Here is a 15,744-nt window from a genome sequence, read left to right on the forward strand (position 1 = left end):
CCCAAGCTCCCGAAGATACGGCTACTTCCGCGCAGGGCACCCCGCCCCCGCCGCCCCGAACCCCTGGTCAAAGTCCGCATCGACCCGCCTCGGATAAGGCTTCCACGGATCCGCCGTCCGCGCCTCACCCCGTTCCGCGACCGCAACCCCGTGGTGATCGGAGCCGTCGGTCTCACCTTCCTCGCGCTGCTGACCGTGGCCGCGTTCAACGCCGACAGCCTGCCGCTGATCGGTGGCGGCGAGACGTACAGCGCGGCCTTCTCGGAGGCGGGCGGACTGAAGCCCGGTGACGAGGTGCGGATCGCCGGCGTCAAGGTCGGCAAGGTCGAGGACGTCGATCTGGACGGTGACCACGTCAAGGTCACCTTCAAGATCAAGGGCGATCCGGCATTCGGCACCGAGACCGGCGCCTCGATCAAGGTCAAGACGATCCTCGGCGCGAAGTACCTCGCGCTGCACCCCAAGGGACCGGGTCAGCTGAAACCCGGCAGTGAGATCCCGCTCAAGCGGACCGTTCCGGCGTACGACGTCGTGCAGGCGTTCAGCGATCTCACCACGACGACGGAGAAGGTCGACACCGACCAGTTGGCGAAGGCCCTGGACACCATCTCCACCACCTTCCAGGACTCGCCCGCCGAGGTACGGGCGTCCATCAAGGGCCTGTCGAAGATCTCCCGGACGGTCGCCTCGCGCGACAAGGCGCTGGGCGAACTCCTCGACCACGCCAACGGGGTCACGGGCGTGCTGGCCGAGCACTCCGAGGACTTCTCCGCGCTGGTCAAGGACGGCGACAAGCTGTTCAAGGAGATCAGCAAGCGGCGCAAGGCGATCCACAAGCTGCTGAAGAGCTCCGCCGTGCTCGGCATCGAGCTCTCCGGCCTGGTCGAGGACAACGACAAGGAGATCGGGCCCGCGCTCAAAGGCCTGAACACCGTGGTGCGGATGCTCGAACGGAACCAGTCCAGCCTCGACCGGAGCGTCAAGCTGCTCGCGCCCTACGTCCGGGTCTTCAGCAACACCCTCGGCAACGGCCGCTGGTTCGACAGCTACGTCCAGAACCTGGTCGCCGCTCCGGTGGTGCCGCGGACGGGAGGCGCACAGTGAAGAACCTGAAGAGACGCGTGGCCATGGTCACCGCACTCACCCTCGTCGCCGCGCTCACCTACGTGCTGTGGCCGCGCTCCGAGTCCGTACACGTCACCGCGTACTTCCCGCGCACCGTCGGCATCTACCCCGGCTCGGACGTCCGCGTCCTCGGCGTCCGGATCGGCGAGGTCGAGAAGATCACGCCGGAGGGCGACCGGGTGCGGGTGGAGCTGAAGTACGACGCGGGCCGCAAGGTCCCGGCCGACGCCAAGGCCGCGATCATCAACTCCTCGGTGGTCAGCGACCGTTACGTACAACTGCTGCCGGTGTACCGGAAGGGCCCGGTGCTGCGGAACGGCGCGGTCATCCCCGAGACGCGGACGGCCGTACCGGTCGAACTGGACCGCATCTTCGACAGTCTGCACACGACGGCCGACGCGCTCGGCCCCAAGGGCGCCAACAAGGACGGCTCGCTGTCTCGGCTGCTCGGGGTGAGCGCGGCCAACCTCGACGGCCAGGGCGAGAACCTCAACCAGACGGTCGAGGACCTCTCGCAGGCGGTCACCACGCTGTCCGACGGCCGCACGGACCTGTTCGGCACGGTACGGAACCTGCAGGTGTTCACGGCGGCGCTGGCCGCCGACGACAAGAGCGTGCGGTCGTTCAACACCGACCTCGCCGAGGTCGCCGGACAGCTCGCGGGAGAGCGCAAGGACCTCGCGGACGCGCTCAAGAACCTGGGGACGGCGCTCGGTGACGTGTCCGCCTTCGTGAAGAACAACAAGAAGTCGCTGACCTCGAACGTGAAGGGCCTCAGCAAGGTGACCAAGGTGCTCGTCACCCAACGGGCCGCGCTGGCCGAGCTGTTGGAGGTCGCTCCGACAGGCCTGTCGAACCTGAACAACGCCTACAACCCGTCCGCGGGCACCCTCGACACCCGCAACAACGCGCAACAGGCTCAGGATCCGGCCTCACTGCTGTGCTCCGTGCTGAAGACGACCGGCGACGAGGGCGGAAAGAACGACGCAGGCGGCAAGAACCCCGACTGCAAGGAGCTGAAGGACCTCTTCGACTCCCTGCCGAAGGTGCGTCAGGGCTCCGCGGTGACGGGAACGGTCGACCGGACGCTCGGCGGAATTCTGGGGGCGAGCGCATGAGCGCACTGCGCAAGGTCGGGGCGGTCACGTGGGCCGCGGTCGGCTCGCTGCTGCTGTCCGGCTGCGAGTTCAACGGCTGGTACGACGTCCAGCTGCCCGGCGGAGCCGCCGCCGACGGCCACGCGTACCACGTCACCGTCGAGTTCCGCGACGTCCTCGACCTGGTGCCCCAGTCGGCGGTGAAGGTCAACAACGTCACCGTGGGCGCGGTAGAGAAGGTGGAGCTGGACGGATGGCACGCGCGCGTGCGGCTGAGGGTCGCCGACTCGGTGAAGCTGCCCGCCAACGCGGTCGCCGAGCTGCGGCAGACCAGCATGCTCGGCGAGAAGTACGTCGCGCTCTCCGCCCCGGTCGCGGGATCGGGCAAGGCTTCCGGCACGGCCCCCGTGGGCCGCCTCGGCGACGGCGACCGCATCCCGCTGTCCCGCAGCGGCCGCAACCCGGAGATCGAGGAGGTGCTGTCCGCGCTGTCCGCGCTGCTCAACGGCGGCGGCGTGGCCCAGCTCAAGACGATCACCGTGGAGCTGAACAAGGCCCTGAACGGCCGCGAGAGCCGGGTCAGATCGCTGCTCAAGGAGCTGAACACGTTCATCGGCGGTCTGGACGACCAGCGGAAGGACATCGTCCGCGCCCTCAAGGCCGTCGACCGCCTCGCGGGGCGGCTCGGCAAGGAGAAGAAGGCGATCGCCCAGGCCGTCGACGCGATGCCACCCGCCCTGAAGGTCCTGGCCGACCAGCGGCGCGATCTGACGAGGATGCTCACCGCCCTGTCGAAACTCGGCAAGACGGGCACCAAGGTGGTCACGGCCTCGCACGACGACACGGTCGCGAACCTCAAGCAGCTGCGGCCGATCCTGCGGCAGCTGAACAAGGCGGGCGACGATCTGCCCAACTCCCTTGAGCTGCTGACCACTTACCCGTTCCCGCGCAACGTGGTGGACGCCGTCAAGGGTGACTACGTCAACCTCGACATCACGGCCGACCTCGATCTGTCGGACCTCTACGGGAACGTGAAGGACGGCAACTCCGGCGGGGGGAACGGCGATTCCCAGAACCCCGACACTCCCGACGCACCGGATCTCCCCGATCTCCCAGATCTGCCGAGCGTGCCGACACCCACCGCGCTGCCGAGCACACCGAGCCTGCCGTCGTCCCCCTCGGTGCCGTCGGTGCCGTCGGGCCCGTCGGGCGGCGGCGGCCCGCTGTGCCCGCCGGTATGCACCAGCAGCTACACAACCGACGCCGACCTGCCCGAGGGGATCAACCTCGCGCTCGCGGAGCTGATGCTGAAGGGGGTCCAGCCGTGATCACACGTACGGTCAAAGCCCAGTTGCTCGCCTTCGCCACCGTCACCGCCGTCGGGGTGTCGTACGTCGGCGCCGAGTACACCGGCCTGGTGGACGACGTACTGGGCCGCGGCTACACCGTGCAGGCGGACTTCGCCGACTCCGGGGGCATCTTCCAAGGCGCCGAGGTCACCTACCGCGGGGTGCCGGTGGGCCGCGTCGGCGCGCTGCGGCTGACCGGTTCCGACGGCGTCTCCGTCTCCCTCGACATCAAGGACGGCGCGCCACGCATCCCGGCGGACACCCTGGCCGTGGTGGCGAACCGCTCGGCGGTGGGCGAGCAATACGTAGATCTACAGCCGCGTTCTGCGCATGGCCCCTATCTCCTCGACGGCAGCGCCATCCCACGCGGCAGCACCCGCTTGCCGCTGCCCACGACGGACTTGGTCCTCAGCCTGGACAGACTGGTGAACTCGGTCGGCAAGGACGATCTACGCGTCACCGTCGACGAGTTGGGCAAGGCCTTCTCGGGCACCGGCCCGAATCTGAGCCGACTGGTCGACTCGGGCAACGCGCTCGTGGAGTCGGCCTCCGAGTCACTCCCCCAGACGATCTCGCTCATCGAGGACTCGCGAAAGGTCCTCAAGACGCAGGCCGACCAGGGCTCGTCCATCAAGTCGTTCGCACACGACCTGGCGGCGCTCACCGCCCAGCTGAAGTCGAGCGACGGGGACCTGCGCAAGCTGATCGGCAACGCGACGCCGGCAGCGAACCAGGTGAACTCGCTCCTGAAGAACATCTCACCCCGACTGTCGATCCTGTTGGCGAATCTGATCAGCGGCGGCCAGGTCACGCTGGCCCGCCTGCCCGGCGTGGAGCAGTCCCTGGTCACCTTCCCGGCACTGGTCGCGGGCAGCTACACAGTCGTCCCGGGCGACGGCACCACCCACTTCGGCCTGGTGGTCAACGCCGACGACCCGCCGCCCTGCACGCAGGGATACGGGACAACACGGCGCGACCCCTCGGACACGAGCACGCGCGAGGCGAACACCGACGCGCGCTGCACGGCCCCGCGCGGAAGCAAGACGTCGGTACGGGGCGCGCAGAACGCCCCCGGCGCGTCGACCACTTCCGGCGGCGCGAACCAGACGGCGTACATCACGCCGTACGACCCGGAGACCGGTACCGCCACCGGCCCGGACGGAAGGCCCGTCGAGATCGGCTCGACGGGCGGTCAACAGGCGGTGTTCGGAGGGGAGTCGTGGCAATGGCTGCTAGTCGGGCCGATGGCATGAGCGGGGCAATGAGAGATGCCCAGTCGGGCAGGGCCAGGAGCGGGGCTCTGCCGGGCAAGGCATGGTCGAGGAAGGCCTGGTCGGGCAAGGCCTGGTCGGGCAAGGCCTGGTCGGCGGGGCTGGTCGTGGCGACCGTCCTGACCACCACGCTGACGATCTGGCTGAGCCTCGGGCTCTACGACCAGCGCGAGGCAGAGCAGCAACGCCAGGACATCCTGGCCGCGGCCCGCCAGTCGGCGCTGAACTTCACCTCGCTCGACTACCGGCGCTACGACCGGGACAGCGCGAACGTCCTCCAGGGCGCCACCGGCGACTTCAAGAAACAGTTCGCCGCACAGACGCAGGAACTGACGCAGCTGGTCGCCCAGAACAAGTCGGTCTCCGAGGGCCAGGTTCTGGAGGCGGGCATCGTCCGCTCCGACGCGCACTCGGCCCGCGTCCTGGTGGTCGCCGACAGCAAGGTGACCAACACCGCCGCGCCCAAGGGCGAGGCCCGCACCTACCGGCTCCAGCTCGACCTGGTCCACCGGGACGGCCGCTGGCTGACGTCCGACGTGGAGTTCGTGGGCTGACCGCGCCGTCGACTGACAGCGCCCTGACTGCCGTACGCCCATGAGGACTTGAGGACTTGAGGAGCAAGACCATGACGAAGACGACCACCCGAGGCCGCGGCTCCGGTGCCGGATCCGGCACCCGGCGCACCATCACCGCGGCCGCCCGCGCGGCGGCCAAGCGAGCGGAGCGCGGCCACCACGAGCCGGGGCCGACGGCCGCCGCCGAGGAGGCCCCGGGGCGTCCTGAGACACCGACCGCTGGACGCACCGTGCTCATCGAACCCAAGGACGAGAACGGCTGGGACGACCCGCCCGAGCCCTCGCCGGGATCCTTCGAGGAGGACGCGCCGCAGACGGAGGTCGAGCCCGGCCCCGGTACGGCGACGGGGCGCGGTCGGCGACGGCTGCTCACCGCGGTCCTGTGCGTCCTGCTCGTGGCGGGCCTGGTCGCGGTCGCCGTGCTCGGGTGGCGGTACCGGGAGGGGGTCCAGGCCGACCAGGCGCGCGGGCAGGCGCTCGCAGCCGCACGACAGGCGGCACCCGTCGTGCTGTCGTACGACTACCGGCATCTGGACCGCGACTTCACTGCCGCGCGCGCCCGGCTCACCGGTCACTTCCGTGACGAATACAGCAAGACCACGACGACGGTGGTCGGCCCCACGGCCAGGAAGTACCACGGGGTGGTGAAGGCCACGGTGGCGGCTCCGACCGGCGGCTCCCCGGCGGCCTCCGTGATCTCGACCTCGGCGGGCCGCGCCGTGGTCCTCCTCTTCGTCAACCAAGTGACCACGAGCACCCAGGTCTCGGGCTCCCGCGTGGACTTGAACCGGGTGCGGATGACGCTGACTCGTACGTCCGACGGCTGGAAGGTGAGCGGGGTCGACGCGCTCTGACATCGGCTTATTACCCACCCACCCTCCCGTTACGTAATGCAACTGACCAGCTACTCGGATTCTCCATACTATGGTTCACTTGAGTATGTTCAACATGAGCAAACTCGGGGGTGCCCCATGCCAGGTTTCGTAGGCCGCAAGTCCGAGCTGGCCGCCCTGGAGCGCCACCTCGCCTGGGTGCGCGACGGCCGGGGCGACCAGCGCGGCCGGGCCCTGCTGCTCCGCGGCCGGCGTCGGGTCGGAAAGTCGCGGCTCGTGGACCTCTTCTGTGAGCGCGCCCAGGTGCCGTACGTCGTCCACCAGGCCACCCGGGGCGAGGACGCTCACCGGGAACGGGCTCGCTTCCTCACCGAGGTCCGCCAGTCCTCACTGCCCGACACCACCCTGCTCACCGGCGTCACGACCGTCGCCGAATGGGACACCGCCCTGCGTCAGCTCGCCGCGGTGCTGCCGGACGACGCCCCCAGCATCGTCGTACTCGACGAGCTGCCCTGGATGCTCGAAGGCGACCCGGTGCTGGAAGGCACGCTGCAGACCGTGTGGGACCGGGTACTGAGCCGGAAACCCGTGCTGCTCATCCTCATCGGCAGTGACCTGGCGATGATGGAGCAGCTCTCGGCCTATGGCCGCCCCTTTCACCAGCGAGGCGTCGAGATGGTGCTGTCGCCGCTCTCCCCCACCGAGGTCATGGCCATGACCGGGCTCCCGGCCGCGGAGGCCTTCGACGCCCATCTGATCACCGGCGGCCTGCCGCTCATCTGCCAGGAGTGGCAGGAAGGTGAGAGCCGCGTCGACTTCCTCACCCGCGCCCTCGACGACCCCACCTCTCCCCTCCTCGTCTCGGGCGAGCGCATACTGGCCGCCGAGTTCCCCGCCGCCCTCCAGGCCAGGCACGTGCTCTCCGTGATCGGAAGCGGTGAGCGGACCTTCGGAACGATCGCCGCGAAAGCCGGGGCGGCTGACCGACCGCTCCCGCCCGGTTCGCTCAACCCCGCCCTGCGCACCCTCGCGGACAAACGACTCATCGCCGTCGACACGCCTCTCTCCACCCGCCCGGGAGACCGCGACCGCCGCTACCGCGTCGCCGATCCCTACCTCCGTTTCTGGCTCGCCTTCCTGGAGCAGGGAATCCCGGAGATCGAGCGCGGGCGCAGCCGGATCGTGGTGGAGGCGGTCGACCGCGGATGGACTTCATGGCGCGGACGGGCGATCGAACCCGTCGTGAGGGAGTCACTGGCCCGACTGCTCCCCGACGACGCGTGGCCGCAGGTGCGGGAAGTGGGCGGCTGGTGGCCCCGTACGAACAACCCCGAAGTGGACCTGGTGGGGGCGGACCGGTCACCGGCACGCGAGATCGGGTTCGTCGGCTCGATCAAGTGGCACGAACGCGGCTCCTTCGACCACCGCGCCCTGGCCGCGCTGGCCCGGGACGCCCTGGCCGTATCCGGCGCCGACGAGGACACTCCCCTGGTCGCGGTGTCCCGCTCCGGGGTCACGGTGGACGGGCTGGCGGCTACGTACGGGCCGGAGCAGCTGATGGGGGCCTGGGGCTCCGGTGCGTGAGCTCTCTCCCCCCTACCCCAGGCACGGGCTGGTGATCAGGCTGTGACCCAGCCGTGCCGGACGGCGTGGCCGCCGAGCTGCATCCGAGTCCGAACTCCGGCTATGTCCATGAGGTGGCGCAGGCGTCGGTGCAGCGTGCGTGGTGACAGACCAAGCTGTGTCGCGGCCGTCGGGTCGGTCACGCCGGCCAGCAGGAGCGCGAGGATCCGTCGGTCAAGGTCGGTCGGGCCTTCCGCCCCGAGTTCGACGGTGGGTTCGGCTTCTCCGCCGGTGCCCGACAGCTCCAGCGGGTGGGCGGTGCGCCATACCGTCTCGAACAGCGCGTCCATCGCATCCAGTAGGCCGCTGCGATGCAGCAGCACAGCGCCGGGCTCTCCGGTCGGCGTGGTCGCGAGCGGGACGAGGCCGAGTTCGGCGTCGGCCAGCATGAGTTTCATGGGCAGGTGGTCGGCGACACGCAACTGCACGCCGTTGCGCAGGGATTCGATCGCGTCGTGGACGATGCCCGGCTCCGCCAGCACGGCCCGGTCCAGTACCGCCCGGAAGTGCACGCCGCGGCCGATGGCCATGGGTTCGGCCGTGTTCTCGTCGGGAGGCAGGGCGACGAACGGTGCGGTGATGAAGGCGCGGACCTGTGTGCGGGCCGCCTGCTGCACCTGGAGGTAGCGATGGCGGATGGCGTCGACGCCCGTGACGACCTCGATCAGATCGACGATGCTGCTCCCGGTCATCGCCGCCCGGTGTTCCTCGGCGAAGGTCACCAGGGCATGCTCAGCCGCGCGCAGCCCGTCCCGGCGCTGGCTGATGAGAGCGCCGAGCGCCATGGCCGGCGGCGCGGCGGTGAACTGCTCGTCCACCGACCTGATCACCAGTCCCCACCCGACCAGGCGGGACAAGGCGTGGTCTACCTGGGCCTGCGCTATGACGAGCAGTTCCGACAGCAGCGTCGCGGTGGAGTCCGGCCGTCCGATCAGCGCCCGATAGACGCGCTCTTCATCGGGTTCGAGGCCCAGAACATCCAGCATCGGCGACCGACTCTCTTCCGCTTGCCGCAGCGGGGAGAGTATGTGCCACGGCGGCAGACTCTGAACAGTCCCTGGTGGGAGCGGGATAGTCCCTGGTGGGAGCGGGTGTGACGGGAAGGGCCCCGGAGAGTCGCCTCCCCGGGGCCCGACAGTGCGGTTCATCGAAGGCCGTACGCCCGGATGATGTCGTTCTTGACGCCGAAGCCGCTGTTCGTCTCGGCGCTCGCGCGTACCGAGAGGAAGCCGCCGGGCTTCTTGGCCGTCCTGAACGAACCCGTCCAGTAGCCGTCGGCGCCCTTGGTCAGGGTCACCTTCTGCCAGGTGGCGCCGTCGTCGTACGAGACATCCAGCTTCACCGTGGTGATTTTGCCCGGCACGGTGCCGCCGTCCATCGACACCGGCTTGAGCGCGATCTTCTGGGTCGCGTTGGCCTTGACGTCGCCGTGCAGGTCCGACTCCAGCTTGTAGTTCAGGTTCAGCACCGAGAACGGCTCGAAGAAGTCCGAGTCTTCGGTGTCGGACATGAAGGTCCACTCGGTGTGGGTGCGCGTCGACAGCCGGAAGACGTCAGCGGGCCGCTCCGCGTCGAGGACGGTGCGGTAGGGCAGGTTGCCCGCCGGTACCTCCTGCCACTGCATGTCCCCGCTGACCGGGTTGTCGTAGATCAGTGTGTGGCCCTGGAAAACCTGCAAGTGGGACGGCGTCTCACCCCACGGCAGGTAGCCGCCCAGCCGCATGTTGTCGCTGGCGGAGGCCCACGCCTGCACGTTCCAGGTCATGTAGTTCTGCCAACGGGAGTTGTACACGCCGAAGGCCTCGCCCTGGCCGGGCCGGGTCGCCGGAGCGAACCAGTCCAGACGGGTGGTGCTGCCCTTGGCATACGTGTTGTCGCCCGACACCATCGTCCACGGCAGGGCTCCGTCGACGTCCTGCGTGTGGAACTCCCTCCAGACCTGGCCCGGGGTCACCCATTCGGTGCGGGTGCCCGGGTGCCACTCGAGCTCGGGGATGTTGAACGACGGGCTGAGGGTGAAGTCGGACCGGTATCCTTCCGCCGACTTGCCGTCCGTGGCCGAGTAGTAGCGGGCATCGATCCGGGCGAGGTCACCCTTGGCCGGCTTGTAGACCAGGGCCCGGTCCGGCACCTGGCCGGGGTAGTCCCGGGTCAGGTCGTAGACGAACGGCGTGTACTCGGTCTGCTTCACGGTCAGCTTGGACTTGCCCGCCTTGGCCATCGCGACAAGGGCCTTGCCCGCGTCGCGGTGCACGGTGGCGACCGGGATGGCCGACTCGCCGACGTACTCCATCAGGCCACCGACACCGTCGTTCACCACGATCAGCGCCTTCGCACCGGCCGCGACCGCGGCCTCGGCGCGTTCCTGCGGCGAGACCTCGTCGCTGCGCTCGATGACGACGACCTTGCCTTTGGCCCTGACCTTCGCGTACGAGGCCTCCGCGCCGTTGCCCGCGTAGACGGCGTCCAGCCTGTCCCCGGCGGTGCCCACGGCGCTGCCCGCCTGCACCAGTGCGTCGAAGCGGCGGCGACCGCCCAACGCGCTCAGACCGAGCTGCGGCTCACCCTTGCGCCAGCGGGTGGTCAGCATGAACTCGCCCTGCTTCATCGGCTTCGTGGGCGCGACGTAGACGTCGTCGTACGTCGGCGGCAGCACGTACGCGCTGCGGTAGTCCGTGTACGGGTCCTGGCCCTTGTAGTGGACGTTGAAGTCGACCTTGCGCTGGCGGTCCTCGGTGCGCTGCGGCGCCTCGGTCCGCAGCAGACGGGCCTTGCTCGCGTCCAGCACCACGTCCGCGGAACCGTCCTTGAGCACGGTTTCCGGGTCGACCAGCACGGCCAGACCCGAGCGGTCGGCCTTCTCGCCGGCCACGTCGAGGTACCCCGCGACGGTGTACAGGCCGGGTGCCATGCGCATGGTGGTCGAGCCGTCGACGTAGACATTCCACGGCCAGACGTCGCCGGCCAGGTTGATCCCGACCCAGCCGGCGGCGGGCTTGCCGTCCCGGCCGACCAGCTTGATGTTCAGGTCGTAGCGCTCCTCCTCCTTGAGCAGCGCCACGGACGTGCGGGTCACCGGCTTCCCGGTGGCCGCGTCGGTGGCTATCACGTAGCCGACGTGCCGGCCCGCCGAGGCGGATTGCGGGTCACCGGTCACCGGGACGGCGGCGGTGCCGCCCGCCGGGACGGTCACCTTGGCGGCTCCCAGCGCGAACGGGCCGCCGTCGTCGGTCAGCGCCAGGTTCAGCGTGACGTCGGCGGAACCGGTGTTGGTGAAGGTCAGGTCCTTCGTGACGGCGACGTCGCTCGGCTCGTGCGGCCATGTGTAGTTGCCGAAGAAGAGCGATCCGGTGCCGCGGACCGTGGTGTGCACGGCGGCGGCCACGTCGACACGGCCGGTGCCGACCTCGTACGGCGAGTACCCGTCGTCCAGGCCCTTCGCGGTGCTCATCAGCTGTTCCTTGAGCTGCGCGCCGGTCCAGTCCGGGTGTTGCTGGGCCAGAATCGCCGCCGCGCCGACCACGTGCGGGGTGGCCATGGAGGTACCGCTGAGGGTGCGATACAGCCCCTCACCACCGTCGGTCATCTCCTGCGAGCGGGCCGCGGTGATGTCCACGCCGGGCGCCGCGATGTCCGGCTTCATGCCGCCGGAGTAGGCCAGCGGGCCGGTGCTGGAGAAGGACGCGAGCCGGTCCAGCTTGTCGGTGGCGGCCACGGTCAGCGCCGAGGCGGCCGCGCCCGGGGCGGAGATGCTCTCGGGGCCAGCGTTGCCTGCGGCGATGACGAACAGCGTCCCGTACTGCGCGGACAGCGCATCGACCGTCTGCGACATCGGGTCGCTGCCGTCCGTCGGATACGTGTCGCCAAGGCTCATGTTGACCACGTCCGCACCCGACTCGGCGGCCCACTGCATGCCGGCCATGACCCAGGAGTCCTGGCCGTACCCCTCCGCACCGCCGAGCACCTTGCCGACGATCAGGTCGGCGCCGGGGGCGACGCCCTTGTAGTCACCGCCGGAGGCGGCGCCCGAACCGACGATCGTGCTGGCCACATGCGTGCCGTGCCCGTTGACGTCGGAGAAGGCCTCACCCGGCACGAAGCTGACCGTGTCGTCGATCCGGCCGGCGAAGTCGGGGTGGTTGACGTCGACGCCGGTGTCGAGCAGCGCGACCTTGACACCCTTGCCGGTGTACCCGGCCGCCCACGCCTCGGGCGCGCCGATCAGCGGAACGCTCTCCTTGAGGCTGGCCTTCACACGACCGTCGAGCCACAGCTTCGCCACACCCGCGCCCAACTTCGCGCTGCCCTGCGGCGCGACGGTGTTCCAGAAGGTGCGGGCCTGCCGCTTCTGAGTGCTGAGCGCGGCACCGTGGATGCCCTTGAGCTTGCGGGTCAGCTTGCTGCCCCGAGGGGCCGTCGGCTCGACGGCCGTGCGGGACTTCGGCTGGGCGTACGTCGCGATCAGCGGCACCGCGGCCGACTTCGCGTCGTCGTAGCCCATCTCGATCAGATCGGTGACGTCGAACAGCCGCCGGTCCAGCTTGCCCGCGCCCAGCAGCGGCCCCGCCTCGTCCGGGACGACGAACAGGTCACCCTTGATCTCCTGGATCTTCACGCCGCCGACGGCACTGTCCGGCCGGTCGACCTCGGCGGTCTGCTTGCCGTCGGCCATCGTGGTGACCGTGACGACGTCGCCGGTGACCAGGGTGACCTTGTGGGTCGCCGAGGCCTTGGCGGAAACGGTGGGCTTGCTCGGAGCGGCTTGTGCGGGCGCTTGCAGAACTGCGAGCCCCGACGCCAGCAGCGGCACCGCGGCGGCGGCCGAGATCAGCTGCCAGCGTCTGCGCCGGAAGGCGGAAGCCTGAGAGGGGGAAGCCTGAGAGGGGGAGGACATGCCCTGGGTCTATCGGCCGGTTCACGCCGACGTGAAGACCAGATGACGGCAGGTCTTCGCCATGGCAAGGACTTGCCAGGGACAAAGCGCGTGCAGTCGGGCGAGGTTGCGCTTTTCGGACCAGCGCCGGTTTGAAGCATCCATGGAGGCTGCTGACGCCCTCAGCCGAGCCGAGCCAAACCGCGCATATCCCCTCCTCGTGATCCACACACTCACCTAGGATGGCGAGAACCATCTCAGCGGCCCGACGGGCTTCCTGATCCGCCTGCGCGCGGACATCGGAGGACATGCCCCCACCCGCACGAGTCTTCTTCGTGCTGCCTGGGGGCATTTTCTTGCTGTTCCGTGAGTCCGCGGCGTCTGTGGCCGCCCGCATCCTGGAAGGGTCGCTGGCGCTGCATCTGACCGAGAACTTCCGTCACCAGCACGGTCGGAAGCCCGCGCAGGCGGAGATACGTTCCTGGGAGCGCAGCCTCCCCGCACTCGTCAACGCCCTCATCGAGGCCGGTCTTGACGACGTCGAAGTCCTGGTCGAGTACAGCCTGCCCCTCACCAGCAAGCGCGCGGACGCCGTACTCGCCGGAGTACACCCGACGACGGGGGAACCGTCATACGTCGTCGTGGAGTTGAAGCAGTGGAGCGCGGCCTACCCGGAGGAGGACGAGCCGCTGCTCTGCCGGATCGACGCGTACGCGCAGCCGGTCCTCAACCCCATCGAACAGGTGCGGGGCTACTGCGAGTACTTGCTGTCGTTCAACGGGGTCCTGGAGCGGATGCCCAGGTCGCTGGCCGGGGTGGCCTTCCTGCACAACGCGACCGAGTTCGGGGTCGCCGGTCTGCGCACGGTCACCGAGGACCAGCACGGCCGGATGTACACCGGCGAACAGCGCGGCGCCTTCCTGAACTTCCTTCGCTCGCGGCTCGCCGCGAAGCCCGGAGCGGAGGCGGCGGACGTACTACGCGACGCCAAGATCCGCCCCTCCAAGCAGCTGATGGCCGTCGCGGCGGCCGAGATCCGCGACCGCGAGCAGTTCGTACTCATCGCCGAGCAGCGGGTCGCCTACGAGAAGGTGATGTCCGCCGTCCGTAAGGCCAAGCGCGGCAACCACAAGAAGGTCATCGTGGTGACCGGCGGTCCCGGCTCCGGCAAGAGCGTGATCGCGATGTCACTGTTGGGCGAGCTGTACCGGCGCGGGGTGCCCACCCTGCACGCGACCGGGTCGCAGTCGTTCACCAAGACGATGCGCAGGGTCGCAGGGGCCAAGAAGCGCGAAGTCCAGCAGTTGTTCAAGTACTTCAACAGCTTCATGGACGCGGAGCCGAACGACCTCGACGTACTGATCTGCGACGAGGCCCACCGCCTGCGGAAGACCTCCGCCAACCGCTACACCAAGGCGGAGCTGCGCACGGGCCGCCCCCAGGTGGCGGAACTGATCGACGCGGCCCGAGTGCCCGTGTTCCTTCTCGACCAGCACCAGGTGGTGCGGCCCGGCGAGATGGGCACCAAGGAGGAGATCGCGCGGGCCGCCGCCGAACAGGGCCTCGACTGCACGGTGGTGGAGCTGGACAGCCAGTTCCGGTGCGGCGGCAGTGACGCGTACGAGAAGTGGGTCGTCGACCTGCTCGGCCTGGAGGGCGGCACGCCCCACCAGTGGGAACCGGACGGCAAGTTCGAGCTGCTGACCGCCGAAAGCCCCCAGGAACTGGAGGATTTCCTCGTCGCGCGCCGCGAAGAGAACTACGGCGCCCGGATGTCGGCCGGCTACTGCTGGAAGTGGACCACCAAGGTCACCCCAGACATGACGGCACTGCCCACCGACGTCGTCATCGGCCAGTGGGCCCGCCCCTGGAACGTGTACGGCGACCGTTCCCTGCTCGGGGCGCCGCCCGCGCCCCTGTGGGCCACCGATCCGGCCGGCTTCGGCCAGGTCGGCTGCGTCTACACCGCGCAGGGCTTCGAGTACGACTGGTCCGGCGTGATCATCGGCCCCGACCTGGTGTGGCGAACGGACCGCTGGGTCGTGGACCGGTCGGCGTCGAAGGACCCGTCCTTCACGAAGGCGACGCCGGACGCGGACATCGACCGGCTCATCCGTAACACCTACAAGGTGCTGCTGACTCGGGGGATGATCGGCACGATCGTCTACTCGACGGACCCGGAGACTCGCGAGAAGCTGCGCTCGCTCATTCACCCGGCTTCGGGGGTCGAGGCGCCTGTACTCGTGTAAGGCCGCCGGTAGTGCCGCCTGCGCGAAGAGGCTGGTCGGGCTCTGCGTCGTCCTTGCCGGGAAAGGGGATGAGCACATCGCCGATGACTCGCTCGCAGACGATGCCGGCAGCATTGATCGCGTCTTCGACGTCCCTGACAGTCCAGTGCCATTCGGGGCTCTGGGGGGGGACATGATCACCTTTCCATCGAAGACCTCGACCTTGTAACCCTCGACAACAGCACCCCGCTCGATCAGATCGCCCATGACGCCCGCGGCAGCTCACCTCCTGCGTTCAATGTGACTGGTTGAGGCGGGGCAGATGACCAACACCTAGGCAAACCGCCTCAGCAGGAGCAGGGCTTCGAAGAAATGGGGACAATCCGAAGCGTCCACCGATCCCGGAGCAGTTCACTCTGCGAGCGCAACGCTGGTCTGGTTGGCGTGGACCTGCGCACGCGGCTCCGGAGGGGGCTTCGAGTCCGGACATCAGTGCTGGTCATGCGCCTCTGACCGATCACATGGTCGTTCCTCGTCCACGGATGGTCCATAAGCCGCTACAGCTAGGCGGAGGGTGACGACCGGCGGTGGTCGATCGGGAGTACCGCCGGACTGGTACGTGTGGCGCCATGCATGCAGCCTCCCCAGGCGCCTCCGAGCAGCCCTTCTTCAGAGCCGCCCCCTTCGCCTCCTCTGGCGCCCTGCTGAGTAAAAGAGGGGTGGCTCAACTGTGAAGATATTGTAAGATCCACGCACTGTCAGGGGGGGAC

Annotated in this window: 10 protein-coding genes; 8 read left to right on the forward strand and 2 right to left on the reverse strand. The window is 69.1% G+C overall.

Annotated features, from left to right (window positions below):
* The first annotated feature begins 78 nt into the window (after positions 1 to 78).
* The 7 genes from OG975_RS14015 to OG975_RS14045 all read left to right on the forward strand — a co-directional run bounded on the left by OG975_RS14015 (position 79) and on the right by OG975_RS14045 (position 7,834).
* Positions 79 to 1,104, forward strand: coding sequence for an MCE family protein (locus OG975_RS14015; RefSeq protein ID WP_406336261.1), 1,026 nt, complete (start codon positions 79 to 81; stop codon positions 1,102 to 1,104).
* A 23-nt stretch (positions 1,105 to 1,127) separates the two neighbouring features.
* On the forward strand, positions 1,128 to 2,243 hold the full coding sequence (locus OG975_RS14020; protein WP_406336262.1) for an MCE family protein: 1,116 nt from the start codon (positions 1,128 to 1,130) through the stop codon (positions 2,241 to 2,243).
* Entirely contained in the window at positions 2,240 to 3,550 is a 1,311-nt protein-coding gene (locus OG975_RS14025; RefSeq protein ID WP_406329447.1) for an MCE family protein, read from the forward strand. Before OG975_RS14020 ends, OG975_RS14025 begins: the two co-directional genes overlap by 4 nt.
* On the forward strand, positions 3,547 to 4,824 hold the full coding sequence (locus OG975_RS14030) for an MCE family protein (RefSeq protein ID WP_406329449.1): 1,278 nt from the start codon (positions 3,547 to 3,549) through the stop codon (positions 4,822 to 4,824). Before OG975_RS14025 ends, OG975_RS14030 begins: the two co-directional genes overlap by 4 nt.
* A gap of 8 nt (positions 4,825 to 4,832) precedes the next feature.
* On the forward strand, positions 4,833 to 5,396 hold the full coding sequence (locus OG975_RS14035) for a hypothetical protein (protein ID WP_406329450.1): 564 nt from the start codon (positions 4,833 to 4,835) through the stop codon (positions 5,394 to 5,396).
* A gap of 71 nt (positions 5,397 to 5,467) precedes the next feature.
* On the forward strand, positions 5,468 to 6,271 hold the full coding sequence (locus OG975_RS14040) for a hypothetical protein (protein ID WP_406329451.1): 804 nt from the start codon (positions 5,468 to 5,470) through the stop codon (positions 6,269 to 6,271).
* A gap of 117 nt (positions 6,272 to 6,388) precedes the next feature.
* Positions 6,389 to 7,834 (forward strand): ATP-binding protein, encoded by a 1,446-nt coding sequence (locus tag OG975_RS14045; RefSeq protein ID WP_406329452.1) that lies wholly within the window; start codon positions 6,389 to 6,391, stop codon positions 7,832 to 7,834.
* A gap of 35 nt (positions 7,835 to 7,869) precedes the next feature.
* Here OG975_RS14045 and OG975_RS14050 read toward each other — a convergent pair whose 3' ends face one another.
* The gene (locus tag OG975_RS14050) at positions 7,870 to 8,859 is read right to left on the reverse strand and encodes a helix-turn-helix domain-containing protein (protein ID WP_406329453.1); all 990 of its coding nucleotides are present in this window, start codon (positions 8,857 to 8,859) and stop codon (positions 7,870 to 7,872) included.
* Positions 8,860 to 9,017: 158 nt separating this feature from the next.
* Positions 9,018 to 12,767, reverse strand: a complete 3,750-nt coding sequence (locus OG975_RS14055) for a S8 family serine peptidase (RefSeq protein ID WP_406329454.1) — start codon at positions 12,765 to 12,767, stop codon at positions 9,018 to 9,020.
* Positions 12,768 to 13,102: 335 nt separating this feature from the next.
* On the opposite strand from OG975_RS14055, the gene OG975_RS14060 reads away from it, so the two are divergent.
* The gene (locus OG975_RS14060) at positions 13,103 to 14,995 is read left to right on the forward strand and encodes a DNA/RNA helicase domain-containing protein (RefSeq protein WP_406329455.1); all 1,893 of its coding nucleotides are present in this window, start codon (positions 13,103 to 13,105) and stop codon (positions 14,993 to 14,995) included.
* Positions 14,996 to 15,744 lie beyond the last annotated feature (749 nt).

Source organism: Streptomyces sp. NBC_00203 (genome assembly GCF_045206325.1).
Taxonomy (GTDB): domain Bacteria; phylum Actinomycetota; class Actinomycetes; order Streptomycetales; family Streptomycetaceae; genus Streptomyces; species Streptomyces lutosisoli.

Excerpts from the sequence above, each read along its gene's own strand:
- OG975_RS14020 (WP_406336262.1), top strand. The coding sequence starts at position 1,128 with ATGGTCACCGCACTCACCCTCGTCGCCGCGCTCACCTACGTGCTGTGG.
- OG975_RS14025 (WP_406329447.1), top strand. The coding sequence starts at position 2,240 with ATGAGCGCACTGCGCAAGGTCGGGGCGGTCACGTGGGCCGCGGTCGGC.
- OG975_RS14035 (WP_406329450.1), top strand. The coding sequence starts at position 4,833 with ATGAGAGATGCCCAGTCGGGCAGGGCCAGGAGCGGGGCTCTGCCGGGC.
- OG975_RS14040 (WP_406329451.1), top strand. The coding sequence starts at position 5,468 with ATGACGAAGACGACCACCCGAGGCCGCGGCTCCGGTGCCGGATCCGGC.
- OG975_RS14045 (WP_406329452.1), top strand. The coding sequence starts at position 6,389 with ATGCCAGGTTTCGTAGGCCGCAAGTCCGAGCTGGCCGCCCTGGAGCGC.
- OG975_RS14050 (WP_406329453.1), bottom strand. The coding sequence starts at position 8,859 with ATGCTGGATGTTCTGGGCCTCGAACCCGATGAAGAGCGCGTCTATCGG.
- OG975_RS14055 (WP_406329454.1), bottom strand. The coding sequence starts at position 12,767 with ATGTCCTCCCCCTCTCAGGCTTCCCCCTCTCAGGCTTCCGCCTTCCGG.